This window comes from Streptomyces sp. NPDC029044, assembly GCF_040637495.1.
Taxonomy (GTDB): Bacteria; Actinomycetota; Actinomycetes; order Streptomycetales; family Streptomycetaceae; genus Streptomyces.
This window is the reverse complement of the sequence record NZ_JBEZWN010000005.1, coordinates 166,509-191,528: the sequence shown is the minus strand read 5'-3', so window position 1 is coordinate 191,528 and position 25,020 is coordinate 166,509. Positions and strand designations below refer to the sequence as shown.

21 protein-coding genes, 1 pseudogene and 1 riboswitch are annotated in these 25,020 nt (G+C 72.9%); of the genes and pseudogenes, 11 read left to right on the top strand and 11 right to left on the bottom strand.

Going from position 1 to position 25,020, the window contains the following annotated elements; translation table 11 throughout:
- Nucleotides 1-11: 11 nt before the first annotated feature.
- Together AB0E85_RS07135 and trpS are read right to left on the bottom strand one after the other, a co-directional pair.
- Nucleotides 12-590 (bottom strand): 2'-5' RNA ligase family protein, encoded by a 579-nt coding sequence (locus AB0E85_RS07135; protein ID WP_361923456.1) that lies wholly within the window; start codon nt 588-590, stop codon nt 12-14.
- Between the two features lie 140 nt (nt 591-730).
- Nucleotides 731-1,744, bottom strand: a complete 1,014-nt coding sequence (gene trpS, locus AB0E85_RS07130) for a tryptophan--tRNA ligase (protein WP_361923453.1) — start codon at nt 1,742-1,744, stop codon at nt 731-733.
- A 378-nt stretch (nt 1,745-2,122) separates the two neighbouring features.
- Here trpS and AB0E85_RS07125 point away from each other — a divergent pair, with 378 nt between their 5' ends.
- Nucleotides 2,123-2,710 carry a hypothetical protein gene (locus AB0E85_RS07125; protein ID WP_361923704.1) on the top strand — a complete coding sequence of 196 codons (588 nt, stop codon included), beginning with the start codon at nt 2,123-2,125 and terminating at the stop codon, nt 2,708-2,710.
- A gap of 13 nt (nt 2,711-2,723) precedes the next feature.
- On the opposite strand, the gene AB0E85_RS07120 is transcribed toward AB0E85_RS07125, so the two are convergent.
- The 3 genes from AB0E85_RS07120 to AB0E85_RS07110 all read right to left on the bottom strand — a co-directional run bounded on the left by AB0E85_RS07120 (nt 2,724) and on the right by AB0E85_RS07110 (nt 5,968).
- A complete protein-coding gene (locus AB0E85_RS07120; RefSeq protein ID WP_361923450.1) occupies nt 2,724-4,205 on the bottom strand; it encodes a glycine hydroxymethyltransferase in 1,482 nt (493 codons plus the stop codon).
- Nucleotides 4,205-4,290, bottom strand: a riboswitch (ZMP/ZTP riboswitch). It overlaps the preceding gene by 1 nt.
- Nucleotides 4,291-4,420: 130 nt before the next feature.
- The gene (locus AB0E85_RS07115) at nt 4,421-5,602 is read right to left on the bottom strand and encodes a glutathionylspermidine synthase family protein (protein ID WP_361923447.1); all 1,182 of its coding nucleotides are present in this window, start codon (nt 5,600-5,602) and stop codon (nt 4,421-4,423) included.
- Nucleotides 5,603-5,617: 15 nt separating this feature from the next.
- Nucleotides 5,618-5,968 (bottom strand): hypothetical protein, encoded by a 351-nt coding sequence (locus AB0E85_RS07110; RefSeq protein WP_361923444.1) that lies wholly within the window; start codon nt 5,966-5,968, stop codon nt 5,618-5,620.
- 124 nt (nt 5,969-6,092) lie between these two features.
- On the opposite strand from AB0E85_RS07110, the gene AB0E85_RS07105 reads away from it, so the two are divergent.
- The 7 genes from AB0E85_RS07105 to AB0E85_RS07075 all read left to right on the top strand — a co-directional run bounded on the left by AB0E85_RS07105 (nt 6,093) and on the right by AB0E85_RS07075 (nt 15,762).
- Nucleotides 6,093-6,938, top strand: coding sequence for a hypothetical protein (locus tag AB0E85_RS07105; RefSeq protein ID WP_361923702.1), 846 nt, complete (start codon nt 6,093-6,095; stop codon nt 6,936-6,938).
- Nucleotides 6,939-7,054: 116 nt separating this feature from the next.
- On the top strand, nt 7,055-7,633 hold the full coding sequence (locus AB0E85_RS07100; protein ID WP_184849188.1) for a hypothetical protein: 579 nt from the start codon (nt 7,055-7,057) through the stop codon (nt 7,631-7,633).
- Between the two features lie 30 nt (nt 7,634-7,663).
- Nucleotides 7,664-10,669, top strand: coding sequence for an aminodeoxychorismate synthase component I (pabB, locus tag AB0E85_RS07095; RefSeq protein ID WP_361923441.1), 3,006 nt, complete (start codon nt 7,664-7,666; stop codon nt 10,667-10,669).
- Entirely contained in the window at nt 10,666-12,189 is a 1,524-nt protein-coding gene (locus AB0E85_RS07090) for an AMP-binding protein (RefSeq protein WP_361923438.1), read from the top strand. The genes pabB and AB0E85_RS07090 overlap by 4 nt, the downstream gene beginning before the upstream one ends.
- A 23-nt stretch (nt 12,190-12,212) precedes the next feature.
- Complete coding sequence (locus AB0E85_RS07085) at nt 12,213-13,772, top strand: AMP-binding protein (protein ID WP_361923435.1); 1,560 nt, start codon at nt 12,213-12,215, stop codon at nt 13,770-13,772.
- On the top strand, nt 13,769-14,947 hold the full coding sequence (locus AB0E85_RS07080) for an FAD-dependent monooxygenase (protein ID WP_361923432.1): 1,179 nt from the start codon (nt 13,769-13,771) through the stop codon (nt 14,945-14,947). The genes AB0E85_RS07085 and AB0E85_RS07080 overlap by 4 nt, the downstream gene beginning before the upstream one ends.
- Before the next feature lie 11 nt (nt 14,948-14,958).
- On the top strand, nt 14,959-15,762 hold the full coding sequence (locus tag AB0E85_RS07075) for an aminotransferase class IV (RefSeq protein ID WP_361923430.1): 804 nt from the start codon (nt 14,959-14,961) through the stop codon (nt 15,760-15,762).
- Nucleotides 15,763-15,832: 70 nt separating this feature from the next.
- Here AB0E85_RS07075 and AB0E85_RS07070 read toward each other — a convergent pair whose 3' ends face one another.
- Complete coding sequence (locus AB0E85_RS07070) at nt 15,833-16,300, bottom strand: carboxymuconolactone decarboxylase family protein (protein ID WP_361923427.1); 468 nt, start codon at nt 16,298-16,300, stop codon at nt 15,833-15,835.
- 49 nt (nt 16,301-16,349) lie between these two features.
- A pseudogene (locus AB0E85_RS07065) lies at nt 16,350-17,739 on the bottom strand (PLP-dependent aminotransferase family protein).
- A gap of 47 nt (nt 17,740-17,786) precedes the next feature.
- Between AB0E85_RS07065 and AB0E85_RS07060 the strand changes: the two are divergent.
- From AB0E85_RS07060 to AB0E85_RS07050, 3 genes are read left to right on the top strand one after another with little or no spacing between them, the layout of a single operon-like run.
- Nucleotides 17,787-18,296 carry a carboxymuconolactone decarboxylase family protein gene (locus AB0E85_RS07060; RefSeq protein ID WP_361923425.1) on the top strand — a complete coding sequence of 170 codons (510 nt, stop codon included), beginning with the start codon at nt 17,787-17,789 and terminating at the stop codon, nt 18,294-18,296.
- Nucleotides 18,293-18,739, top strand: coding sequence for a carboxymuconolactone decarboxylase family protein (locus AB0E85_RS07055; protein WP_361923422.1), 447 nt, complete (start codon nt 18,293-18,295; stop codon nt 18,737-18,739). The genes AB0E85_RS07060 and AB0E85_RS07055 overlap by 4 nt, the downstream gene beginning before the upstream one ends.
- Nucleotides 18,736-19,455 carry an isocitrate lyase/phosphoenolpyruvate mutase family protein gene (locus AB0E85_RS07050; RefSeq protein ID WP_361923419.1) on the top strand — a complete coding sequence of 240 codons (720 nt, stop codon included), beginning with the start codon at nt 18,736-18,738 and terminating at the stop codon, nt 19,453-19,455. Before AB0E85_RS07055 ends, AB0E85_RS07050 begins: the two co-directional genes overlap by 4 nt.
- A 6-nt stretch (nt 19,456-19,461) precedes the next feature.
- Here the strand turns inward: AB0E85_RS07050 and AB0E85_RS07045 are convergent, their stop codons facing one another.
- From AB0E85_RS07045 to AB0E85_RS07030, 4 genes are read right to left on the bottom strand one after another with little or no spacing between them, the layout of a single operon-like run.
- Complete coding sequence (locus AB0E85_RS07045) at nt 19,462-20,418, bottom strand: ABC transporter substrate-binding protein (RefSeq protein WP_361923416.1); 957 nt, start codon at nt 20,416-20,418, stop codon at nt 19,462-19,464.
- Between the two features lies 1 nt (nt 20,419).
- Complete coding sequence (locus AB0E85_RS07040) at nt 20,420-22,369, bottom strand: ABC transporter permease subunit (RefSeq protein ID WP_361923413.1); 1,950 nt, start codon at nt 22,367-22,369, stop codon at nt 20,420-20,422.
- Complete coding sequence (locus AB0E85_RS07035) at nt 22,369-23,442, bottom strand: glycine betaine/L-proline ABC transporter ATP-binding protein (RefSeq protein ID WP_361923700.1); 1,074 nt, start codon at nt 23,440-23,442, stop codon at nt 22,369-22,371. Before AB0E85_RS07035 ends, AB0E85_RS07040 begins: the two co-directional genes overlap by 1 nt.
- Nucleotides 23,443-23,474: 32 nt before the next feature.
- Nucleotides 23,475-25,007 (bottom strand): GMC oxidoreductase, encoded by a 1,533-nt coding sequence (locus AB0E85_RS07030; protein ID WP_361923410.1) that lies wholly within the window; start codon nt 25,005-25,007, stop codon nt 23,475-23,477.
- Nucleotides 25,008-25,020: the final 13 nt, after the last annotated feature.

Below are 25,020 nucleotides of genomic sequence, written 5' to 3'. Positions count from 1 at the left end.
CCGCGGGCGGGTCAGCGGATGGGGACGGAGCCGCGCTCCACCCGCCCGGCCTGCGGGGGGACCACCGAGCCGCCGAAGGGGAACTCGCGGAGCTTGCGCCAGACGCCGTCGGCGCCCTGCTCGTAGAGGGCGAAGCCGGTGCACGGCCACTCGGCCTCGTAGTCGGCGAGTTCCTCGAAGGCGCGGTCCATGGCCGCCTCGTCGATGCCGTGCGCCACGGTGACGTGCGGGTGGTACGGGAACTGCAGTTCGCGGTTGGCCGGCCCGGCGGGGTCGCGGACCTGCTGCTGGAGCAGCGTGCAGGCCTCCGCGCCCGCGACGACCTGGACGAACACCACCGGCGACAGGGGCCGGAAGGTGCCGGTGCCGGACAGCCGCATGGGGAACGCGCGGCCGGCGGCGGCGACCTCGGCCAGATGCGCCTCGACGGCCGGCAGGGACGCCTCGTCGATCTCTGTCGGCGGCAGCAGGGTGACGTGCGTGGGGATGCCGTGAGCGGCGGCGTCGCCGAAGCCCGCGCGCAGCTGCTGGAGCTCGCTGCCGTGAGGCTCCGGGACCGCGATCGAGACACCGATCGTTACGGTCCCCACGTCGTCTCCTGTCGTGTCAGTGTGGCCGCTGATACGACCACCCGGTTATCGACTGTACGGCCACGACCGGGTTACGGGCAGGCGCAACCGGAGTGATGTACAGCGCTGTTCGGTGGTACGGCTGTGTGCGGGGGCGTGGTTCAGTGCTTGGCGGGCAGGAAGCCGACCTTGTCGTACGCCTGCGCGAGGGTCTCCGCGGCGACCGCGCGGGCCTTCTCGGCGCCCTTGGCGAGGATCGCGTCGAGCGTCTCGGGGTCGTCCAGGTACTGCTGGGTGCGCTCCCGGAACGGCGTCACGAACTCGACCATGATCTCGGCGAGGTCCGTCTTGAGCGCGCCGTACATCTTGCCGGTGTACTTCTCCTCCAGCTCGCCGATGCTCTCGCCGGTGAGGGTCGAGTGGATCGTGAGCAGGTTGCTGACGCCCGGCTTGTTCTCGGCGTCGTAGCGGATCACCGTGTCGGTGTCGGTGACGGCGCTCTTGACCTTCTTGGCCGTGGCCTTGGGCTCGTCGAGGAGGTTGATGAGGCCCTTCGGCGTGGACGCCGACTTGCTCATCTTGATCGACGGGTCCTGGAGGTCGTAGATCTTCGCCGTCTCCTTGAGGATGTACGGCTTCGGAAGGGTGAAGGTCTCGCCGAAGCGGCCGTTGAAGCGCGTGGCGAGGTCGCGGGTGAGCTCGATGTGCTGGCGCTGGTCCTCGCCGACCGGGACCTCGTTGGCCTGGTAGAGCAGGATGTCCGCGACCTGGAGGATCGGGTAGGTGAACAGGCCGACCGAGGCGCGCTCGGCGCCCTGCTTGGCGGACTTGTCCTTGAACTGGGTCATCCGGCCGGCCTCGCCGAAGCCGGTGAGGCAGTTCATGATCCAGGCGAGCTGGGCGTGCTCGGGGACGTGGCTCTGCACGAAGAGCGTGCAGCGGTCCGGGTCGAGACCCGCCGCGAGGAGCTGGGCGGCGGCCAGGCGCGTGTTCGCGCGCAGGTCCTTCGGGTCCTGCGGGATGGTGATCGCGTGCAGGTCGACGACCATGTAGAACGCGTCGTGGGTCTCCTGGAGGGCCACCCACTGGCGGACGGCGCCGAGGTAGTTGCCGAGGTGGAACGAGCCGGCGGTGGGCTGGATCCCGGAGAGCACGCGAGGTCGGTCAGAGGCCATGCTCACCATTCTCTCAGGTCCCGGGGGCCGATCCGGAACGGGCCGGAAACAGACGGGAGCCCGTTCGGCCCCGGCGGTGTAACAAGGGGTGAGGCGCGGGACCGCCCCCGGGCGGGCTCACGGTGGGGCCGATGCGGAGGGGGACCGGTGCGGGCACGGGGCGGGGCGGGGAGATGCCGGGGCCGAGCGGGTTCGGCTGCGTTGCGGGGCCGGACGGGTTCGGCTGTGTTGGGGGGCCGGACGGGTTCGGCTGTGTTGCGCGGACGGGTGGTGCGATGGGGGCTGGTGGTGTCCGTGACGGCCGTTCTGGCCGGAGGTGGGACGGTCACGACCGCCGGCGCCGTCCCGGCGCGCGGACGGGACGTTCCCGACGTGGCGATGGTCGTCGCGGGCGGGACGGGGCGGACCGTGGCGGTGCGCTCGGGACAGCGCGACTTCGCCCGGTTGTGGCTGTTGCTGGAGCCCACGCACACGGGGACGGAGCAGGTGCCGGAGGAGTGGGCGGAGGGCAGCTTCCCGCCGGTGCGGCTCACGGTGCTCTGGGGGCTGTCCGGGGTCGGCGGGTGGCCGAGCACGAACCGGCCGCCGGGCGGGGACGTGGCCGTCGAGCGGCAGGACCAGCTGCTGGTGGCCGGGGACGGCACGCCCTGGGTGCGCTCCGATCCCAGTCCCACCGTGGAGGACGACGACATCCGCTGGCACCGGGCACCGCGCTCCGTCTTCGAGCGGTTCGACCTGGCCCGGCTGCTCGGCGACGCCGAGGGCGGGCCCGTCGCGAGCCCGGCCGCCGCCGCGGACCCGGACGGTCCGCTGCGGGACGTCGTCCGGTGGGCGGTGACGGCGGCGGCGCTGGGGCTCGCGGCCGGCGCGGGCGGCACGCTGCTGATACGCCGCGCGGCGGCCCGGCGCGCAGCCGGACCGCCGCGGGAGGAGCCGCGTCACGTGCTCATCGACCTGGACGAGTGACGGGCCCGGGGCGTCAGCCCAGGTCGATCTCCGGGTACAGCGGGAAACCGGCCACGAGGTCGGTGGCGCGGCGGGAGATCTCGTCGGCGATCTTGGCGTCGAGGACGTGGGACGCCTTGGAGGGGGCGCCCGACTTGGTCGTGCCCGCCTCCGCGGTGGTGAGGACGCGGTCGATGAGGCCGGCGACCTCGTCCATCTCGGCGGTGCCGAGGCCCCGGGTGGTCAGGGCGGGGGTGCCGATGCGGATGCCGGAGGTGTACCAGGCGCCGTTGGGGTCGGCGGGGATGGCGTTGCGGTTGGTGACGATGCCCGACTCCAGCAGGGCTGCCTCGGCCTGGCGGCCGGTGAGGCCGTAGGAGGAGGCGACGTCGATCAGGTTCAGGTGGTTGTCCGTGCCGCCGGTCACGAGGGTGGCGCCGCGGCGCATCAGGCCTTCGGCGAGGGCGCGGGAGTTGTCGACGATGCGCTGGGCGTAGTCGCGGAAGGACTCCTGGCGGGCCTCCGCGAGAGCGACCGCCTTGGCGGCCATGACGTGCGGGAGCGGACCGCCGAGGACCATCGGGCAGCCGCGGTCGACCTGGTCCTTCAGGGAGTCGTCGCACAGGACCATGCCGCCGCGGGGGCCACGCAGCGACTTGTGGGTGGTGGTCGTCACGATCTGGGCGTGCGGGACCGGGTCGAAGTCGCCGGTGAGGACCTTGCCCGCGACCAGGCCGGCGAAGTGCGCCATGTCGACCATGAGCGTCGCGCCGACCTCGTCGGCGATCTCGCGCATGATGCGGAAGTTCACCAGACGGGGGTAGGCGGAGTAGCCGGCGACGATGATCAGCGGCTTGAACTCGCGGGCGGAGGTGCGCAGCGCCTCGTAGTCGATGAGGCCCGTGGCGGGGTCGGTGCCGTAGGAGCGCTGGTCGAACATCTTGCCGGAGATGTTCGGGCGGAAGCCGTGGGTGAGGTGACCGCCGGCGTCCAGGGACATGCCGAGCATGCGCTGGTTGCCGAAGGCGCGGCGCAGCTCGGCCCAGTCGGCCTCGGAGAGGTCGTTGACCTGCCGGGCGCCGGCCTTCTCCAGGGCGGGGACCTCGACGCGCTGGGCGAGGACCGACCAGAAGGCGACGAGGTTGGCGTCGATGCCGGAGTGCGGCTGGACGTAGGCGTGGCGGGCGCCGAAGAGCTCCTTGGCGTGCTCGGCGGCGAGGGACTCGACGGTGTCGACGTTGCGGCAGCCGGCGTAGAAGCGGCGGCCGATGGTGCCCTCGGCGTACTTGTCGCTGAACCAGTTGCCCATCGCCAGGAGTGTGGCCGGGGAGGCGTAGTTCTCCGACGCGATCAGCTTGAGCATCTCGCGCTGGTCGGCGACCTCCTGGCCGATGGCGTCCGCCACGCGGGGTTCGACGGCGCGGATCACGTCGAGGGCGGCGCGGTAGGCGGTGGAAGCGGTGGAGAGGGGCTCGGCTGACATGGTGGACCTCCGGACGTTGCGTTCAGCGTTCACGGTACGGCCCAGGCGCACGGCTCTCTCTGCACGGGCCGCTCCCCGATGGTTGGTCCATCCCAGCGCGCCAGTCACGGCCCGGGGTCAGCCTACCGGGTGGAGTGGGCGGGGAGCGTCTGCCGGGTTGCTGTTCGGTGCCGGGTGCGGGTGCGTGGGGGCTTGTCGCGCAGTTCCCCGCGCCCCTTTCAGGGCATCTGCCCCGGCCCCGGCCCCGACTAAAGGATCACGTGGGGAAGGAACCTTGCGTACTCGTCCGTGATCAAGCCGGACGACTCTCTGATGCCCAGGCCCGCCGACTCGTTCTCCACCACCCAGGCGCCCAGGACCACGCGGTTGCCGTCGAAGTCGGGGAGGGGGGCGAGCTGCTGGTAGCAGCAGGGTTCGTCGCGGGTGGTGGGGGCGGACCCGGGCTCGTGGATCGTGACGCCCGCTCCCTCGCGGCCCAGCAGGGGCTTGGCGACCCAGCCCTTCGCGGGCAGGTCCCGGGGACCGTCCAGGTACGCGGGGAGGAGGTTCGGGTGGTCCGGATACAGCTCCCAGAGGATCGCCAGGAGCGCCTTGTTGCTGAGGAGCATCTTCCAGGCCGGCTCGATCCACAGGGTGGAGCCGGTGCCGCCGCCGTTGTCGAGGGTGTCCAGGACGTGGTCGGCGAAGCGGTCGGTGGTCAGCCATTCCCAGGGGTAGAGCTTGAAGACGCTGCGGATGAAGCGCAGGCGCTGGTCGACGAAGCGGCCGGAGAGGCGGTCCCAGCCGATCTCCTCCATGGAGATCCAGTCGGTGGCGAGGCCGGCCTGCTCGGCGGTCTCCTTCAGGTAGGCGACCGTCATCATGTCCTCGCCGAGTTCGTCGGCGGAGGAGTACGCGAAGTAGAGGGGGCTGCCCGGCGGGAGGAGGGCGGCCTGCTTCTTCCAGGCGTCGATGAGGCGCTCGTGCAGGGAGTTCCACTGGTCGGCGCCGGGGAAACGGTCCTCCATCCAGAACCACTGGGGGGACGCGGCCTCGACCAGTGAGGTGGGGGTGTCGGCGTTGTACTCCAGGAGCTTGGCCGGACCGGTGCCGTCGTAGCGGAGGTCGAAGCGGCCGTAGACGGAGGGGAGTTCGGCTCGGCGGTGCCAGGCCTCGGCGACCCTGCGGGCGATGCGGGGGTCGGTGATGCCCAGGTCGGCGAAGCGGTCCTCGGCGACGATGTGGCCGGCCGCCGCCAGGCACATGCGGTGGAGGTCCTCGACCACCTCCTCCAGGGCCTCGATCTCCTCCAGGGAGAAGACGTAGTACGCGCTCTCGTCCCAGTAGGGGCGCAGGGAGTCGTCGGGGTAGCGGGTCAGGGGGTAGATCAGGCCCTGTTCCTCGACGGTCTGCTGCCAGCCGGGGCGGGGCTCCATGGTGCGGCGTTCCATCGCCGGGCCCGCCCGTCAGCCGCCGCCGCTGCCGGAGCCGGAGCAGCCGAAGCCGCCCCGGTCGACGGCCTCGTCGCGGCTGAAGGTGCCGTCGTCGGCCCAGCCGGCGTTGACGTCGGCGTCGTAGTACCAGTCGGCGTCGACCCTGGACGAGCCGGTCTTCTTGCGGCCCTTGCCGGCGGAGGACGAGCCGGACGAGCAGTTCTTGTCGGCGACGATCTTGTAGCCGTTGATGTAGTCGTAGCTGTCCCGGTCCACACAGCGGCGGTCGGGGTCGGAACCGCACGCGGACAGGGCCGCCGCGAGGACGCCCATACCGCCCAGCACCACCGTGCTCGAACGCAACCGTCGCCGTGTTTCAGCCATGTGCGTGTCTCCCCGCATCTCCCCGTGTGCACTGACAGACGGTCAGCCTAGAGATCGGTGTGAACGGCCGCGCATGGCCCCCCGCCCCCGGACGCTCCCCTACTGTCGATTTGTGATCTTTGGAATGGTGTGTGCCCTCGGCGCGGCGGTCTGCTTCGGTACGGCGACCGTGTTGCAGGCGATCGCCGCACGGGCGGCGGCGGCGACCGGGCCGGGCGGGGACGTGGCTCTGCTGTGGCGGGCGTTGCGGCAGTGGCGGTACCTCGCCGGACTCGCGCTGGACGGGCTCGGTTTCGTGCTCCAGATCCTCGCGCTGCGCTCGGTGCCGATCTACGCCGTGGGGGCGGCACTGGCGGCGAGCCTCGCGGTGACGGCCGTGGTCGCGGCGCGGCTGCTCAAGGTGCGGCTGAGCCGCGTCGAGTGGGCGGCGGTCGCGGTGGTGTGCGCCGGGCTGGCGCTGCTGGGGCTGGCCTCCGGGGCGGAGGGCGACGAGGAGGGGCCGGCCTGGCTGAAGTGGGCGATGCTCGGGGCGGCGGCCGGGGTGCTGCTGCTCGGGGCGGTGGCCGGGCGGCTGCCGGAACGGGGGCGGGCATTGACGCTTGGACTGGGGGCGGGGCTCGGGTTCGGGGTGGTGGAGGTGTCGGTGCGGCTCATCGACGGGTTCTCACCCGGGGAGCTGTTCCCCAACCCGGCGACGTACGCGCTGCTGCTCGGTGGCGGGGCGGCGTTCCTGCTGCTGACCTCGGCCTTGCAGCGCGGGTCGGTGACCACGGCGACGGCCGGTCTGGTGCTCGGGGAGACGGTCGCGCCCGCGCTGATCGGCGTGGTGTGGCTCGGGGACCGTACGCGGCCGGGGCTGGGGTGGCTGGCGATCCTCGGTTTCGCGGTGGCGGTGGCGGGGGCGCTGGCGTTGTCGCGGTTCGGGGAGGCGCCGGTGGAGGCGGAGGAGAGCGCGGTCACGCCGGGTTGAGTGCACGCGCTTTCCGACCTGCGGAGATTCTTCACCTTCGGGGTGACTTTCCGGGCGACCGGAAAATTCTTTGTTGAATCTTGAACGCGCGGTGAGCGCTTTCCGTATGGGACGGCGTGACCAGTAATCCCGTCACGGTCACCGTGGCCTATCGCGTGATGCCGGGCCGTGCAGCCGACTTCCACTCCTGGGGGTGGGCGATGCTGGGCGCGACCGCGCGGCAGCCGGGATTCATGGGGGGTGGGGTACTTGTCGACGGAGGGGCGGAGTGGCATGTCGTCTATCGCTTCGCCAGCGAGGGTCTGGCCCTGGCCTGGGAGAAATCACCCTCCCGGGAACAATGGGACGCCCGGCTGGCGGGCGTCGCCCAGGAGGCGGAGCGCAGGCGGGTGCCGGGCGCCCGGGCCTGGTTCGACGCGCAGACGCTGACGCCCCCGCCGCCGGCTCCACCGTCGAAATGGAAACTGTGGTTCGTGAATATGAGCGCGGTTTTCCCGCCGGTGCTCCTGTTCAATCTGACGGTGCTTCCCTATCTCGGTGACCTCAATGCACTGTTTCGCACGCTGTTGTTGTGCCTGTGTGTAACGGCCCTTGTCACCTGGATTCTCATGCCGCGGCTCCAGCGTTTCTTCCGGAAATGGCTGTACCCGTCGCTCCAGGCACTGCGCGGGCGGCACAAACGCCGGGCCGTATAGGCCCGCGAACGAACAGAGGGAGGTGGGCGGGTGAAGACCCTGCTCATCGACAATTACGACTCGTACACGTACAACCTGTTCCAGCTGATCGCCGAGGTCAACGGCGAGGAGCCGGTGGTCGTCCGGAACGACGCTCCCGTCGACGGTCTTCCCGATCTCCGGGCGTTCGACAACCTCGTGGTGTCCCCGGGGCCCGGGCATCCGGGCGAGGCGCGTGATCTCGGTATCGGCAGCAGGCTGCTCGCGACCTCCCCGGTTCCGGTGCTCGGTGTGTGCCTGGGGCATCAGGGCATCGCGCTCGGGGAAGCCGGACTGGTGGGGCCCGCTCCGGAACCGCGGCACGGGCATCTGTCCACGATCCGGCATGACGGCCGGGACCTGTTCCACGGTCTGCCGCAGCACTTCACCGCCGTCCGCTACCACTCGCTGGCCGTGCGCGAGCCGTTGCCGGAGACGCTGGAGGCCACGGCCTGGGCGGAGGACGGCGTCCTGATGGGGCTCAGGCACCGCAGCCGGCCGCTGTGGGGAGTGCAGTTCCATCCGGAGTCGGTCCTCACGGAGTACGGACACCGCATGCTCGTGAACTTCCGCAACCTCACCGCCGAGCGGGCGGGCAAGCTGCGCACGAAGAACACGGCCGTGCCCTCGCACGAGCAGGTCCGGCGGCGGGTCGTCGTCCCGGAGTGCGACGCGGGGGCCCGGCGTCCTCTGGGCGGTCTTCTCGGCCTCGGCGGCCTTCGTCGCCCGGTGGCCGCGGCCGTCTTCCAGGTCGCCGCCGTCACCCGGGCGAAGGCCAACGCGCCCGGCGGCCCCGGGACGACGCGGCTCGACGAGACCACGCCGTCGAGCAGGCCGGCTCCGACGGCGGGGGGTGACCCACGCCCCGAGTCCGAGGCGTCCGCCCCGGCCGCCGTGACACCCGACGGGGCCGCCCCCGCTGCGGGGGTCGGGCCACGCCCCGAGTCCGTGGCATCGTCCCCGGCAGCCGTGACACCCGGCAGGGTCACCCCGACAGCCGCCCCGGGAGCCGACCCCGGAGCTGTCACCTCCACCCCGGCCGCCGTGACACCCGACGGAGACGCCCCCGCTGCGGGGGTCGGGCCACGCCCCGAGGCCGCGGCATCGTCCCCGGCTGCGACCGTGCCCGGCAGGGCCGCCCCGGGAGCCGACCCCCGAGCTGTCGCCTCCACCCCGGCAGCCGTGACACCCACCGAAGACGCCCCCGCTGCGGGGGTCGGCCCGCGCCCCGAGGTGGCGGCATCGTCCCCGGCTGCGACGGTGCCCGGGGAGGGCGCCCCCGGAGCGGGACCGGGGACGAACCCCGGGGATGCCACCGTTCCGGCTGCGAGGCCCGGGCCACGCTCCGAGGACGCCTCATCCGACCCGACTGCTCCTGCGCCCGGCGGCGCCGGCCCGGCCGCCTCCGCAGGTGCCGGTGATACGGCCGCCGACGCGCCCGCCTCCGCCCGGGGAGGGCAGACGCCCGCCCGGGTCGCACCGGACTCCGTCGCCATCCCCCGGCCCCGTCGGCCCGATCGGGTCGGGTATCGGCTGCACACCCGGAGGGTCAGCGGTGCCGTCGATGCCGAGGCGGTCTTCAGCCGGATGTTCGCGGGGTCGCCGCGGAGCTTCTGGCTGGACAGTTCACTGGTCGAGCCGGGGCGGTCACGGTTCTCGTTCCTCGGGGACGACCAGGGGCCGCTCGCCGAGTTCGTGCGGTACGACGTCGGTGCCGGGCGGTGTGAGATCGAGCGGGCGGGGCGGCCCCTGCGGCGGGTGAGGGCGAGTGTCTTCGACTACCTCAAGCGGCAGTTGACCAACCGCCGGGTGGACGCGACCGGGCTGCCGTTCGACTTCACCGGCGGCTACGTCGGCTACTTCGGCTACGAGATGAAGGCCGACTGCGGGTCGGCCAACCGGCACCGCTCCCCCACCCCGGACGCCGCGTGGCTGTTCGCCGACCGGGTGATCGCGGTGGACCACGAGGAGGGCTTCACCTACGCCGTGTGCCTGGCGGAGGACACCCCGCAGGCCGCGCGGGAGGCCGCCGACTGGCTGGAGGGCGTACTGGCCGGCCTCTCCTGCGTGGCGACGGAACGCCCGCCGCTGCCCGGACCGCCGGCGCCGGCCGACCCCGGCGCCGCCGAGCCCTGGCTGGTGCGGGACCGGGCGACGTACCTCGCGGACATCGAGGCGTGCCGGCAGGCGCTGCGCTCCGGCACCAGCTACGAGGTCTGCCTGACGAACGCCGCCCGGCTGCCCGCTCCGCCCGACCCGCTGGAGTTCTACCGGACCCTGCGCCGCGACAACCCGGCCCCATATGCGGCGTTCCTGAGGTTCGGGGAGCTGGAGGTGGCCGGTTCCTCGCCCGAGAGGTTCCTGCGGATCGGCCGGGACGGCACCGCCGAGGCCCGGCCCATCAAGGGCACCGCGCCCCGGGGCGAGGGGCCGGAGGAGGACGCCCGGCTGCGGGACGCGCTCGCCTCCGACGCCAAGACCCGGGCCGAGAACCTGATGATCGTGGACCTGCTCCGCAACGACCTGGGGCAGGTCTGCCGGACCGGCACCGTACGGGTCTCCAAGCTGATGGCCACGGAGACCTACGCCACCGTGCACCAGCTCGTGTCCACCGTGCAGGGCAGACTGCGGGAGGGCACGGACGCGGTGGACTGCGTGCGGGCCTGCTTCCCGGGCGGGTCGATGACGGGCGCGCCGAAGCTGCGCACGCTGGAGATCATCGACACGCTGGAGACCGAGGCCCGCGGCGTCTACTCCGGCGCCCTCGGCTACTTCGGCTGCGGTGGCGGTGCCGACCTGAGCATCGTGATCCGGACCGCCGTCTTCGCCGACGGTCTGACGCACCTGGGAGCGGGCGGCGCCATCGTGCTGGGCTCCGATCCGGACGCCGAGTACGAGGAGATGCTACTGAAGACGGCGGCCCCCATGCGCGCCCTCCAGCGGCACACGGCCGGCCGGTCGCGGCAGCAGAGCCCGCCGGGGCAGAGAGCCGGGGCGGCCGGGGAGGCCCGGCGATGACCACTCCCCAGGCCATGCTGAGCCCGGCGGAGACCGAGGCGCCCGGGAATCTCGCGGCCCACCTCGCGGAACTCGCCGAGCGGCGTGGGTGGAGCGGGCGGACCGCATTCCACCAGGGGCACCGGGCCTGGACCCACGGCGAGGTGCACGACCTCGCGGCCCGCGCGGCCACCGTGCTGGCCGGCCACGGGGTGCGCCCCGGCGACCGGGTGCTGCTCGCGCTGCCGGACTCCCCGGCCTGGGTGACGGCGTTCCTCGCCACGGCCCGCCTCGGCGCCGTGGCGGTGCCGGTCAACCCCGACCTCCCCGCAGCCGACCACGCGTTCCTGGCCGAGGACACCGCCGCCGTGCTGTGTGTGACCGGGCCGGGCCTGGAGGACCGGTTCGCCGGCCGGCCGGGCCTCGGCGCCGACCAGCTGATGGCGCCGGCCCCCACCGCCGGGCCCGCCCCCGCCCACCAGGTCGACGCGCACGCCCCGCTGTACGTGCAGTACACCTCCGGCACCACGGGCCGGCCCAAGGGCGTCGTGCACACGCACGGGGATCCACGGACGTACCACGATCTGATCGGGCGGCGGGTGCTGCGGATCACCGCGCAGGACGTCACCCTGTCGGTGTCGAAGCTGTTCTTCGCCTACGGGTTCGGCAACGCGTTCGTCTTCCCGCTGTTCTCCGGCTCGTCCGCCGTGCTGGTGGACCGGCGTCCCGGCCCGGCGGTCATCGACGAGCTGGTCGCGCGACACCGGGTGACGCTGCTGTACTCCGTGCCGTCCGCGTACGCCGCGCTGGTCGCCGAGCGGGGCCACGGGCACGAGGGCTGCTTCGCCTCGGTGCGGGCCGCGGTGTCGGCCGGCGAGGGGCTGCCGGAGGGGCTGGCCGCGCAGGTGACCGCGCTGCTGGGCGCCCCGGTGCTGGAGCAGATCGGCTCCACCGAGGCCGGTCACGCGTTCTGCGCCAACGGCTTCGCCCACAACCGCCCGGGCACGGTCGGTCCGCCCGTCCCCGGCTTCGAGGTGGAGCTGCGCGACCGCGACGGCCACCCGGTGCCGGACGGCGAGGAGGGCGAGATGTGGGTGCGCGGGCCGACGGTGACGCCCGGCTACCTCAACCGGCCCGAGGAGACGGCCCGGACCCTCGTGGGCGGCTGGCTGGCCACGCGGGACCGGGCCCGCCGCGAACCGGACGGCACCTACCGGCACCTGGGCCGGGCCGACGACATGGAGATGGTCGGCGGCATCACCATCTCCCCGCTGGAGGTGGAGGCCGTGCTGGGTTCCCATCCGGCGGTGCGGGAGGTGGCGGTCGTCGCCGTCCCCGACGGGCGCGGCGCGAGCCGGCTGCGGGCCTTCGTGGTCCCCGTCCCGCCCGTCCGGGACGGTCTGGCCGAGGAGTTGACCGGCCTGGCGCGCGAGAGCCTCGCCGCGTTCAAGGTCCCGCGCAGCGTCAGCTTCGTCCCGTCGCTGCCCCGCACCCCGACCGGGAAGCTGCGCCGCCATCTGGTGCGCGAGGGCGCCTGGTGAACACCACGGAGAGGAACGACCCCATGCGACAGCCCCTGCTCGCGGACCGCGGCTTCTACCTGGGACCGCTCTTCCGGCGTGCGGCCGACCGGCACGGGGCGGTCTTCGTCACCCTCGACCGGCCGCTCGACGTCGCCCCCTCCCTCGGCACCGACCTGAGCTACATGGTGCTGGCCGAGGTGGTCGAGGAGTTGTCCGGGCGGCTGTGGGAGGCCGGGGTGCGGCCCTCGGAGCAGGTCGCCGTGCACAAGGCGGACAACGTCGACATCATGCTGCTGACCTGTGCCGTCTCCCGTATCGGGGCCGTGCCCGTGCTGCTGTCGCCCGCGCTGGCCCCGGAGGTGGCCGGGCAGCTCCTCGGACGGCTGCGGCAGCCCTGGCTGATCACCGACGCCGCGACGCTGGACGGCCTGAAGGACGTCGCCCTGTCCGGGCTCGTGCGCCGGACGCTGTCCGTGGACGACGCGCCCCGTGCCGAGCCCCTGGCGAAGTACACCGGCGCCGAAGCGCCCCCGCCCGTCCGGCTGCACCCCCGTGAACCCGCCCTGATCACCCACAGCTCGGGCACCACCGGCGTCCCCAAACTGGCCGTGCACTGCGCGCGGACCATGTGGAACCGGCTCGTGCCGCAGCAGGCGATGGGCCGGCCCACCCGGGGCGAGACCGCCGCGCTGCACATGTCGTTCGTGCACTCGCGCTTCTACCATCTGCTCGGGGTCCTGCTGCACTTCGGCAGCCCGCTCGTGCTGATCACCGACCCGGACCCGGCCTCGGTCGGCCCGCTGCTGGTCCGGCATCGGCCCGGCATCGTGGAGACGCATCCCAACACGTTCGTGCTGTGGGAGGAGCTGGCCGGTGCGCCCGGGGCGCCGCTGTCCCGGGTCCGGTCGTACGGCTCGACGTTCGACGCGATCCATCCGCGGACCGTGCGGCGGCTGCTGGACGCCTCGCGGCGCCGTACGCCCTGGCTGGTCCAGCTGTACGGGCAGAGCGAGACGGGCCCGGTGGCGTTCCAGGTGGTGACCCGGCGCAGTGCGGCCCGGGCGGACGGCCGCCGGGTCGGGTTCGGGATACCCGGCTTCACCCGGGTCCGGGTGACCGACGCCGAGGGCCGGCGGGTCGCGCCCGGCACTCCGGGCCGTATCGAGGCACGCACGCGTGGCCGCATCCTGACCTACCTCGGCATGCCGGACCGCTACGACCGTCAGCTGAGCGACGGCTGGTGGGAGATGGGCGACCTGGGCTACCGCGACCGTCTCGGCGCGCTGTACCTGATCGACCGGGAGATCGACCGGATCGACGCCGTGCACAGCAACCTGGAGGTCGAGGACGCGCTGATGTCCCGGCTGGAGGAGCTGCGGGAGGTCGTGATCGTGCCGGGGGCGGGCCGTGAGCCGGTGCCGGTGGTGTGCGTGCGCGGCGAGCGGCCCCTGGATCCGGAGCGCTGGCGGCGGGCCACGGCCGGGCTGCCGACGATGGCGGAGCCGCGGCAGTGGCGTTTCGAGGAGCTGCCGATGACGGCGACGTGGAAGGTGAAGCGGGTGGAGGTCGCCCGGATGCTCGGCGAAGGCGTCAGGGCATGACACCGGTCGTGGTCGTGGGGGCCGGCCCGGTCGGCCTGTCGGCGGCCCTCGCGCTGCGCTCCCACGGGCTGCCCGTCACCGTGCTGGAGGCCGACCCGCAGGATCGTGAACGGCCCGGCAGCCGGGCCCTGTTCGTGCACCGGGAGACCCTCGGCCTGCTGGACGCGATGCTGCCCGGCCTCGCCGCCGAGATCACGGCGTACGGGCGGACCTGGCACACCAGGCGCACCCTCTACCGGGGGCGTGAGGTCTACGCCCGGACCTTCCCGCCCCCGTCCGGACCGCCGCCCTTCACCAGCCTGCGCCAGACGGACACCGAGCGCTTCCTGCGCGCGGCCTGTGCGCGGGCCGGGGTCGGCTTCGAGTGGGGCGCCCGGGTGACGGGCGTGCGCAGCACGGAAAGCGGGGTCCGGCTGACGGGCGCGGACGGGCGGGAGCGGAGCGCCGACCACGTCGTCGCCGCCGACGGGGCCCGCTCCGCGGTCCGGCGCGAGCTGGGCATCGAGCTGGAGGGCACCCGTGGCGAGGGCTTCCACGTCGTCGTGGACGTCGCCGACGTGCCGGGCGCGGAGCTGCCGTTGGAGCGGGTCTTCCACTACGAGCATCCGGGGGCGGGCGGGCGCAGTGTGATGCGGGTGCCGTTCACCGGGGGCTTCCAGATCGACCTCCAGTGCCGCGACGACGACCGGCCGGAGGAGTTCGGCACCGACGAGGCCGTCCGCCGCTGGCTGCCGGCGATCGTCGGGGAGGGCTACGGCGACCGGATCCTGTGGGTGTCGACGTACCGCTTCCTGCGTAAGGTGGCCGCCTCGTTCACCGATCCGCACCGGCGGGTGCTGCTGGCCGGTGAGGCGGCGCATCTCTTCCCGCCGTTCGGGGCGCGCGGCATGAACAGCGGGATCGCGGACGCGGCGGCCGCCGCCGGGGCGATCGCCGCCGGGACCGCGGAGGCGGTCGAGCACTTCGCGGAGGTGCGGCGCGCGGCGGGCCTGTTCAACATGGCCGCCGCCGGCACGGCCCTGGACCATCTGCGGCCGCACCGCCGGATCGTCCGGGTCAGGCAGCGGGCCGCGGCGGCCCTGGCGCCGGTGCTGCCGTGGTGTGGATCCTGGCTGGAGCACGCGCCGTACGGGCCCCGGCACGGGGCGCCCGCCGTCGCGGGCCGCAGGTACTGAGGAGAGGACCCATGGTGCCAAGACCGGCGGTGGCGGAGGGCCTGTGGGCCTGGACGCCCGGCCGCGGCCTGGCCCCGGCCCCGGAGCGGGCGGCCGGGGGGCGGCTGCTCGTCGCGGACTCCTGGCTGCTGCGCGAGGGCCGGGTGCGGGCCTACGCCCGGCACCGGGAGCGGTTCTCGCGGTCCTGCGGTGACTGCGGCGGGCCGGAACCGCGCCGGCTCACGGCGTTCTGGCAGGACGTGACCGCCGCCCTGCCCAGAACCGGGGAGTGGTTCCCCCGGGTGGAACTAGCGGCGGGGTCCCTGGAGCTGCGGCTGCTGCTGCGGCCGGCTCCGCCGCTGGGTACGGGGGTGCGCCTGTGGGCGGCGGGCCAGTCCGATCCGCGGACGGTGCCCCGCCGCAAGGGCCCGGACCTCGACACCCTGGCCCGGGTGCGCCGCCGGGCCACGGGCGAGGGCGCGGAGGAGGCGGTGCTGATCGCCCGCTCGGGCACGGTCCTGGAGTCGGCCACGGCCAGTGTCCTGTGGTGGGAGGACGACACCCTGTGCCTGCCCCCGCCGCGGCTGCCCGTCCTGCCGGGTGTCACGGCGGGGCTGGTGCAGGAGCGGGCGCTGCGCTCCGGGCTGCGGATCGCGCACCGCGAGCGGACCGTGGCGGAGCTGGACGGCCGGGAGGTGTGGCTGGTGAACGCGCTGCACGGGATCCGGCCCGTGACGGGCTGGGTCGGACGGCCGATGCGAGTGCCTCCGGCGGACCGGGCCGAAGAATGGCGGACGTGGCTCGACGGCATGATGGAGCCGCTGCCGGCCGACTGAATTACAAGGGAAAGCGGGGTGAAAGAAACGCCGGGCCGCATTCGACCCGGCGCACGTCCTGTTTCTTTTTTCAGCTTTTCGGGACCATGCGGGTCGCTATCGCGATCCGGTTGTAGGCGTTGATGACGGTGGCCGCCCAGATGAGGGCCGCGATCTGGTTCTCGTCGAAGACCCCGGCCGCCTCGGCGTAGACGGCGTCCGGGACGCGGCCGTCGTGGACGAGCGTCACGGCCTCGGTCAACGTCAGTGCGGCGCGCTCGCGTTCGGTGAAGAAGGGCGCCTCCCGCCAGGCGTTCAGGGTGTGGATGCGCTGCTCGGTCTCACCCCGCTCGCGGGCGTCCCTGGTGTGCAGGTCGAGGCAGAACGCGCAGCCGTTGATCTGTGAGGCGCGGATCCTGACCAGTTCCAGCAGTGCTGGTTCGAGCTTTGCGTCCTCGGCCGCGGAAACGGCGGCGGCATGCAGGGAACCCATGGCCGCTGAGACGTCGGGGGTGATTTTCTTCAGGGCCACGCGAGAGGGGGAAAGGCTTTCACTCATGAGGTGACCATATCCGCCGGGCGGCATTTCCGAGGGTGAATTCGAGCGATTATCCGGGCAGTACTGCGGACAGCGCGTCCAGCGCCCCCGACCAGGCGTGGTCCGGCGGCGTGCCGTAGCCGACGACCAGGGCGTCGACGGGCTCGGCCCGCGCGGCGGGGTGGGTGTAGCGGGCGAGTCCGTGGAGCGCCAGGCCCCGCCAGTGCGCCGCCTGGACCACCGACTGCTCGGCGCCCGGCGGCAGACGCAGCAGGACGTGCAGACCGGCCGCGATGCCGGTGACGCGGGCCTGAGGGGCCCGGGCGGCGACAGCGGCGACCAGGGCGTCCCGGCGGCGCCGGTAGCGCAGGCGGGCCGCGCGCACGTGCCGGTCGTAGGCGCCGGAGGTGAGGAACTCGGCCAGGGTCAGCTGGTCCAGCACCCCGCAGGTGTCGACGCCGCCCTTGGCCGCGGCGACCTCGTCGGCGAGGCGCGGCGGCAGCACCATCCAGGCCAGCCGCAGCCCGGGCGCGAGGGACTTGCTCGCGGTGCCCAGATAGACCACCCGGTCGGGGTCCAGGCCCTGGAGCGCGCCGACGGGCTGCCGGTCGTAGCGGAACTCCCCGTCGTAATCGTCCTCCAGGACCAGCCCGCCGGTGCGCCGGGCCCAGTCCACGACGGCCGTACGGCGGTCGCGGTGCAGGGGCACGCCCATGGGGAACTGGTGGGCGGGGGTGAGCAGCAGCGCGTCGGCTCCGGACAGGGCGCCCGGGTCGGTGCCCAGCCGGTCGAAGGGCAGCGGGGCGGTGTCCAGTCCGGAGGCGGCCAGGATCCGCCCGTGCACGTCGAGGCCGTACGACTCGACCGCGACCGTCCGTGCGCCGCGGGCCCGCAGGACCGTGCCGAGCAGCTTCAGGCCGTGCGCGAACCCGGCGCACACCACGATCCGTTCGGGGTCGGTGCGCACGCCCCGGGCCCGGGAGAGGTACCCGGCGAGCGCGGCCCGCAGCTCGGGGCGGCCGCGGGGGTCGCCGTAGTCGAACGCGTGGTGCGGGGCGGCGTTGAGGGCGCGGCGGGCGGCCTTGAGCCATTCCGTGCGCGGGAAGGACGCGAGGTCGGGGCTGCCGGGGCGCAGGTCGTAGGCCGGGCGGGCGGGGGCCCGGGGGTGGGGTGCCGTGCCGGACGGCGGGACGACCTCGCGCGCGGCGACCCGGGTGCCCGACCCCTGCCGGGCGGTGAGCCAGCCCTCGGCGACCAGGTCGGCATAGGCGTCGGCGACGGTGTTGCGGGCGATGCCCAGGTCGGCGGCGAGCGCGCGGGAGGAGGGCAACCGGGTTGCCCGGGGCCAGCCGGCCGGAGCGCACCGCCTCGCGCAGGGCGTCGGTCAGCCCCCGGCGCAGGCCCGGCCCGGTCGGCTCCACATGCAGGTCGATGCCCAGAGTGGCCCAGGGTTCCGCCATGGAAATGGACCATACTCCTGGGCTGCTTCCCTCCTAGGGTCGAGGGCATGACGACGCACACCGACACCCCGGCGACCGTGGAGTACGCCCCCGAACAGCCCGCCCGCCTGGAGTGGGCCAAGCACGCGCCCGAGGTCTACAGAGCGATGGTCCGGCTGGAGACCGCCGCACGGACGGGCCTCGACCCCACGCTGTACGAGCTGGTGAAGATCCGCGCCTCGCAGATCAACCACTGTGCGTTCTGCATCGACATGCACACCAAGGACGCCCTGGCGGCGGGCGAGAGCGTCGAGCGGATCGTGCAGCTCAGCGCCTGGGACGAGTCGCGGCACTTCTACACCGCGAAGGAGATCGCCGCGCTGGAGCTGACGGAGGCGGTGACGGTCCTGACGGACGGCTTCGTGCCGGACGAGGTCTACGACAACGCCGCCCGGCACTTCGAGGAGGCGGAGCTGGCGCAGGTCATCGCGGCGATCACGGTGATCAACGCCTGGAACCGGTTCGGGGTGACCTGCCGGATGGCCCCGGGGCACTACGAGCCGGGCCAGTACAGGTGACGACCCGGACCCGGCTGCTGGATCCGGCGGTCGGCCGGGCCATGTCGGCTCTCAGCGCCGCCGCGAAGAGGGGCCTGGGCGACCCGGCCCTCGCCGAACTCGTCGTCATCCGCGCCTCGCAGCTCAACCACTGCGCGTTCTGCCTCGACATGCACCTCGCGATCGCCCGTGAGTACGGGGTGAGCGAGCGGCAGCTCGATCTGCTGGCCGCGTGGGAGGAGGCGGAGGGCGTCTTCGACGAGCGGGAGCGGGCCGCGCTGGCGCTGACGGAGGCGGTGACCGTGCTGACCGGGGGCTTCGTGCCGGACGAGGTGTACGAGCGGGCCGCACAGCACTTCGACGAGGCCGGGCTGGCCCATCTGATCGGCCTGGTCGTCGCCATCAACAACTGGAACCGGGTGATGGTCGCACGCCGGATTCCGCCAGGGGGATACACACCATGAGCAAAACCGACGAGTTCCGCGCCCTGCACCACCACCGGGCGCCCGGCGACCCGCTGGTCCTCCCCGGGCCGTGGGACGCGGCCAGTGCGCGGGTGTTCGCCGAGGCCGGGTTCCCCGCGCTCGCCACGCCCAGCGCCGGGGTCGCCGCCTCGCTCGGGTACGAGGACGGTCAGGTCCCGGCCAACGAGATGTTCGCCGCGGTCGCACGGATCGTCCGGGCAGTCGACGTGCCCGTGTCCGCGGACGTGGAGGGCGGGTACGGGCTCGCGCCGAAGGACCTCGTGGAGCGGCTGCTGGAGGCGGGGGCGGTCGGCTGCAACCTGGAGGACTCCGCGGACGGGGTGCTGAAGGACCCCCGCGCGCACGCCGCCTGGCTGGCCGAGGTGCGGGAGGCGGCCGGTGACCGGCTGTTCGTCAACGCGCGCATCGACACCTTCGCCTGCGGCGTCGACGATCCCGCACGCGCCATCGAGCGGGCCGCGTTGTACGTCGCCGCGGGGGCCGACTGCGTGTACCCGATCGCGGCCCCGCCAAAGATCCTGCCGCTGCTGCGGGCCGGCATCGAGGGGCCGGTCAACGTGGGGGCCCTGACGGACGAGGGCCCCTCGCCCGCCGAACTCGGCGAACGAGGGGCCACCCGGATCACCTACGGTCCGGGGCTCCAGCGGCGGGCCACCCGCGCACTGCGGGAGATCGCCGCGGGGCTGCGACGGTAAGGACGCTCAGGACAGCCACTTCTTCCACGTGGACTCGTGGCTGTCCACCCACTTCTTCGCCGCGTCCTCCGGCGTCATCTTCTGGTCGGCGATCATCAGGGAGACCTCGTTCTGGTCCTCGGTCGTCCACTTGAACTTCTTCAGGAAGGCCGCCGCCTTGCCGCCGCTCTTCGCGAAGTCCGCGTTGAGGTACTTCTGAAGCGGCGTGTGCGGGTAGGCGCAGGCGACCTTCTCCGGGTCGGCGTCGCATCCCTCCTTGTACGGCGGCAGCTTCACCTCGGTCATCGGGACCTTCTTGAAGAGCCACTGCGGGGAGTACCAGTAGGTGAGGAAGGGCTTCTTCTCCTTGGCGAACTGTTTCATCTGCGTGATCTGCGCCGCCTCGGACCCGGCGAACACCACCTGGTAGTCCAGCTTCAGGTTCTTCACCAGCGCCTTGTCGTTGGTGACGTAGGACGGCGAACCGTCCATCAGCTGGCCCTTGCTGCCGCTCTCCGGGGTGCGGAACTGGTCGGCGTACTTGTTGAGGTTCTTCCAGTTCGTGACGTCCGGGTGCTTCTTGGCGAAGTACGTCGGGACGAACCAACCGATGTGGCCGGTGACGCCGAGTTCGCCGCCGGGCGCGATCGTCTTCTTGTCCTTGACGTACCGCTGCTCCTGCTCGGGGTGACCCCAGTCCTCCAGGAGGGCGTCGACGCGGCCCTGGCTGAGGGCGTCCCAGGCGGGCACCTCGTCGACCTGGACGGTGTCGACGCGGTAGCCCAGCTCGTGCTCCAGGATGTACTGGGCGACGGCCACGTTGGACTGCGCGCCCACCCAGGACTGCACGGACAGCGTCACGGTCTTGGAACCCTGCGCGTTGGCGAAGGGCGAGGCCTGCTTGGTCATATCGGCCGCGCCGCAGCCGGTGAGCAGCGCCAGGGAGCTCACCGCGGCGACCGCGGCGGTCGTACGGATCCGCATGTCAGGCTCCCTTCTTCGCGCGGCGTTCGGTGGGCTGGGTCACCCGGTCGAGCATCAGGCCGAGGCAGACGATCGCCGCGCCGGCCACCAGACCGGTCGCCAGGTCGCCCTGGGCGAGGCCGAAGACGACGTCGTAGCCGAGGGCGCCACCGCCGACCAGGCCGCCGATGACGACGACGGCGAGCACCAGGACGAGGCCCTGGTTGACGGCGAGCAGCAGTGCCGGGCGGGCCAGCGGGAGTTGCACCTGCCGCAGCTGCTGCCAGCTGGTCGCGCCGAGCGAACTGGAGGACTCCAGCGCGGCCGGGTCGACCTGACGCAGGCCCTGGGTGGTGATGCGGACGACGGCCGGCAGCGCGTAGACGATCGCGGCGGCGACGGCCGGGGCGCGGCCGACGCCGAACAGGGCGACGACCGGGATCAGGTACACGAACTGCGGCATCGTCTGGAACACGTCGAGGACCGGGCGCAGGGCCCGCTCCAGGCGGTCGCTGCGGGCCGCGGCGATGCCGACGGCGAAGCCGACGACCAGGGTGACGGCGACGGCCGCCAGGACCTGGGAGAGGGTGTCCAGGGACGGCTTCCAGACGCCGAGGACGCCGATCGCGGCCATGGCGAGGACGGCGGTGAGCGCGGTGCGCCAGGTGCCGATGACCCAGGCCAGGGCGGCGACGACCAGCAGCACCGACCACCAGGGCAGCGCCTGGAGGCCATCACGCATCGGGTCGAGGACCCAGGTGGTGAAGTGGCCCGCCCAGTCGGCGGTGCCGCCGACGACGGGGACGCCCGAGTACAGGTGCGCGGTCATCCAGTCGACGGCGCGGTTGACGGGCTCGGCGATGGCGACGACCCAGGAGTCGGGCCAGTCGAGGCGGCCCGCGAGGCGCCCGGCGACCGCCACGGCGACGACACCGGCGAGGGCGTAGAGCCAGCCGCGGCCGCTGTGGGGCTCGGGTTCGGCGCCGAGCTTCTCCCCCGCCGCGCCGGTGACGCGGTCCAGGACGACGGCCAGCAGCACGATCGGGATGCCGGCGGCGAGCGCGGCACCGACGTCGACCGAGGCCAGGGCCTGGTAGACGCGGTCACCGAGACCGCCCGCGCCGATGACGGCCGCGATGACGGCCATGGACAGCGCCATCATGATCGTCTGGTTGACGCCGAGCAGGAGTTCCTTGCGGGCCAGTGGGATCCGGGCGGTCAGCAGGCGCTGGCGTGCGGTGGAGCCGAGTGACTCGACCGCCTCCAGCACCCCCTTGTCGGCGCCGCGCAGCCCGAGGGAGGTCAGGCGGGCCATGGGCGGGGCGGCGTAGATGACGGTGGCCAGGACGGCCGCCGGGACGCCGATGCCGAAGACCAGCACGACCGGAAGCAGGTAGGCGAAGGCGGGCAGCACCTGCATGGTGTCCAGAACCGGGCGCAGCACCCGGTCCATCCGGTCGGACAGTCCGGCGGCGAGCCCGAGCAGCATGCCGACGGCGACCGACGCGAGGACGGCGACGACCATCAGGGCGAGGGTCTGCATGGTCGGCACCCACATGCCGAGCAGCCCGCAGGCGAGGAACGCGGCGGCCGTGCCGAGCGCCAGCTTCACGCCCGCCACGCGCCAGGCGACCAGGGCGCCCAGGGCCGTGACGCCCGCCCAGCCGACGGCCAGGAGGGTGAGGTAGACGGCCCGTACGGCGATGACGACGACATTGCTGACGTGGCCGAAGAAGTACAGGAACAGCGGGTGGCTGTCGCGGTTGTCGATGATCCAGTCGCTGGCCTTGGCGAGCGGCTCGGAGAAGTCGACGGTCAGCGCGCTCGGCCAGGTGCCGCTCGCCCAGCGGGCGTTGGCCAGCGGCACGAGGATCGCGGCGGCGAGGGCGAGCAGGAGCAGCTTGTGGACGGCCCGGTGCTTGAGGAGGGCGGGCAGGCCGACACGCGGCGGGGACGCGGTGATGGTCGCCATCACACCGCCTCCTTGGGCTGCCGCGTTCCTGGCGGAGCGGGCTGCTCCGTCCCGGCGACGACGCCGAGGAGCGTGTCGGAGTCGACCACGCCCACGCACCGGCCCTTGTCGACGACCCGGGCCGGAGCGCCGGCGCGGGCGACCGCCTCGATCGCCTCGGACACCGTCGCGTCGGGGGGCACGGCCGGTCCGCTGCCGTCCTGGTCCGCCGAGGGGCGGCGCATGGCCGTGCGGACCGTGAGGACCTGCTCGCGCGGGACGTCCCGGACGAACTCGCGGACGTAGTCGTCGGCGGGCGCGCCCACGATCTCCTCGGGCGTGCCGAGCTGCACGACCTTGCCGTCGCGCATCAGGGCTATGCGGTCGCCGAGCTTCAGGGCCTCCTGGAGGTCGTGCGTGATGAAGACCATCGTGCGGCCCTCCTCGTGGTGCAGCCGGACGACCTCCTCCTGCATGTCCCGCCGGATCAGCGGGTCGAGCGCGCTGAACGGCTCGTCGAAGAGCAGCACTTCGGGGTCGGCGGCAAGCGCGCGGGCGAGGCCGACGCGCTGCTGCTGGCCGCCGGAGAGCTGGCCGGGGCGGCGGTGCTCCATGCCTTCGAGGCCGACCTTGGCGACGACCTTCGCGGCCCGCTCGCGCCGCTCGGCCTTGCCCATGCCCTGGATCTCCAGGCCGTAGGCGACGTTGTCGAGGACCGAGCGGTGCGGCAGCAGGCCGAAGTGCTGGAAGACCATCGCGGCGCGGTGGCGGCGCAGTTCGCGCAGCCGGGAGCGGTCCATGGCGCGGACGTCCTCGCCGTCGATGGCGATGGTGCCGGCCGTGGGCTCGATCAGCCGGGTCAGACAGCGCACCAGCGTGGACTTGCCGGAGCCGGACAGGCCCATGACGACGAAGACCTCGCCCTTGCGGACGTCGAAGCTGACGTCGCGCACGGCGGCGGTGCAGCCGGTGCGCGAGCGCAGCTCGGCGGGGTCGAGGGCGGTGAGTTCGGGGTCGGCGGGAACGCGCTCGGCCTTGGGGCCGAACACCTTCCACAGCCCCTCCACCGAGAAGACGGGCGCGGTGGTGTCCATGGTCTGCTCCGTCGGGGGTTCGAGGGTCGCGGTCACTTGACACCACCACCGATCAGCTCGGCGGCCTTCTCACCGACCATGAGGACTCCGATCATCGGGTTGACGGTGGTCATCGTGGGGAACACGGAGGCGTCGGCGATGCGGATGCCCTCCAGGCCGCGGATGCGCAGCTCGGGGTCGACGACAGCCTGCTGGTCGTCGGCGGCGCCCATCTTGCAGGTGCCGGCGGGGTGGTAGACGGTGTGCGCGACCTTGCGGGCGTACTCGCTGAGCTCCTCGTCACCGGTGACGTCCGGTCCGGGGGCCACCTCGCGCTTGAGCCAGCCGGCCAGCGGCTCGGTCTTGGCGATCTCGCGGGCGATCTTGATGCCGTCGACGAGGGTCTGACCGTCGTAGTCGTCCTCGTCGGTGAAGTAGCGGAAGTCCAGGGCGGGCTTGACCTCGGGGTCGGCGCTGGTCAGGTAGAGCCGGCCGCGGCTCTTGGGCTTGGGGATGTTCGGTGTCATCGAGACGCCGAACTCCGGCCGCCGGTAGCCCAGTCGCTCCGGGTTGTCCGTGAAGGGGATCTGGTAGAAGTGGAACATCAGGTCGGGGTGCGCCAGTTCGGGGTCGCGCCGCACGAACAGGCCCGCGTCGGAGTCCATCGCGGAGTTCTCCGGGATGGGTCCGTTCGTCTCCCAGACGATGACCGACTCGGGGTGGTCGAGCAGGTTCTCGCCGACACCCGGCAGGTCGAGCGTGACGGGGATGCCGAGCTTCTCCAGGTCGGCCTTGGGGCCGATGCCGGAGTGCATCAGCAGCCGGGGCGAGTCGACGGCACCGGCGCAGAGCAGGACCTCGCCCCGCGCCTTGACGAGGATCTCCTCGCCGTCCTTGGTGCGCACGTGCACGCCCTCGGCGCGGTTGCCGTCCAGCTGGAGTTTGTACGCCCAGGTCTCCAGCATGATCGTCAGGTTGGGCCGCTCCTCCATCACCGGGTGGAGGTACGCGACCGACGCCGAGGACCGCTTGTTGTTCTCGGGGTGGTAGGCGAGGTCGAAGAAGCCGACGCCCTCGGTGAAGGGCTTCTTGTTGAAGCCCTCGACGCGCGGCACGCCCAGGGCCTCCTGGGCCGCGTCGACGAAGTCACGGGCGATGGCGTTCCGGTCCTTCTCGTCGACCGGGACGATGTTGTTGAGCAGCCGGGCGAAGTAGGCCTCCATCTGCACCGCGCCCCAGCCCTTGGCGCCGGCGTCCTCCCACTCGTCCCAGTCGGCGGGCAGCGGCTTGAAGGCGATCAGGGTGTTGTGCGAGGAGCAACCGCCCAGGACGCGGGCCCGGCTGTGCCGGATATGCGAGTTTCCGCGTGGCTGTTCGGTGGTGGGGTAGTCGTAGTCGAGCTCGCCGCCGAGCAGGCCCATCCAGCGGCGCAGGGTCAGTACGTCGTCACGGCCGACGTCACTGGGGCCGCCCTCGATGACGGCGACGGTGACGTCCGGGTTCTCGGTCAGGCGGGAGGCGATGACGGAACCCGCGGTTCCGCCACCTATCACGACATAGTCGTACTCATGGCTGGTGTGGGACATGGCGTACTTGCTC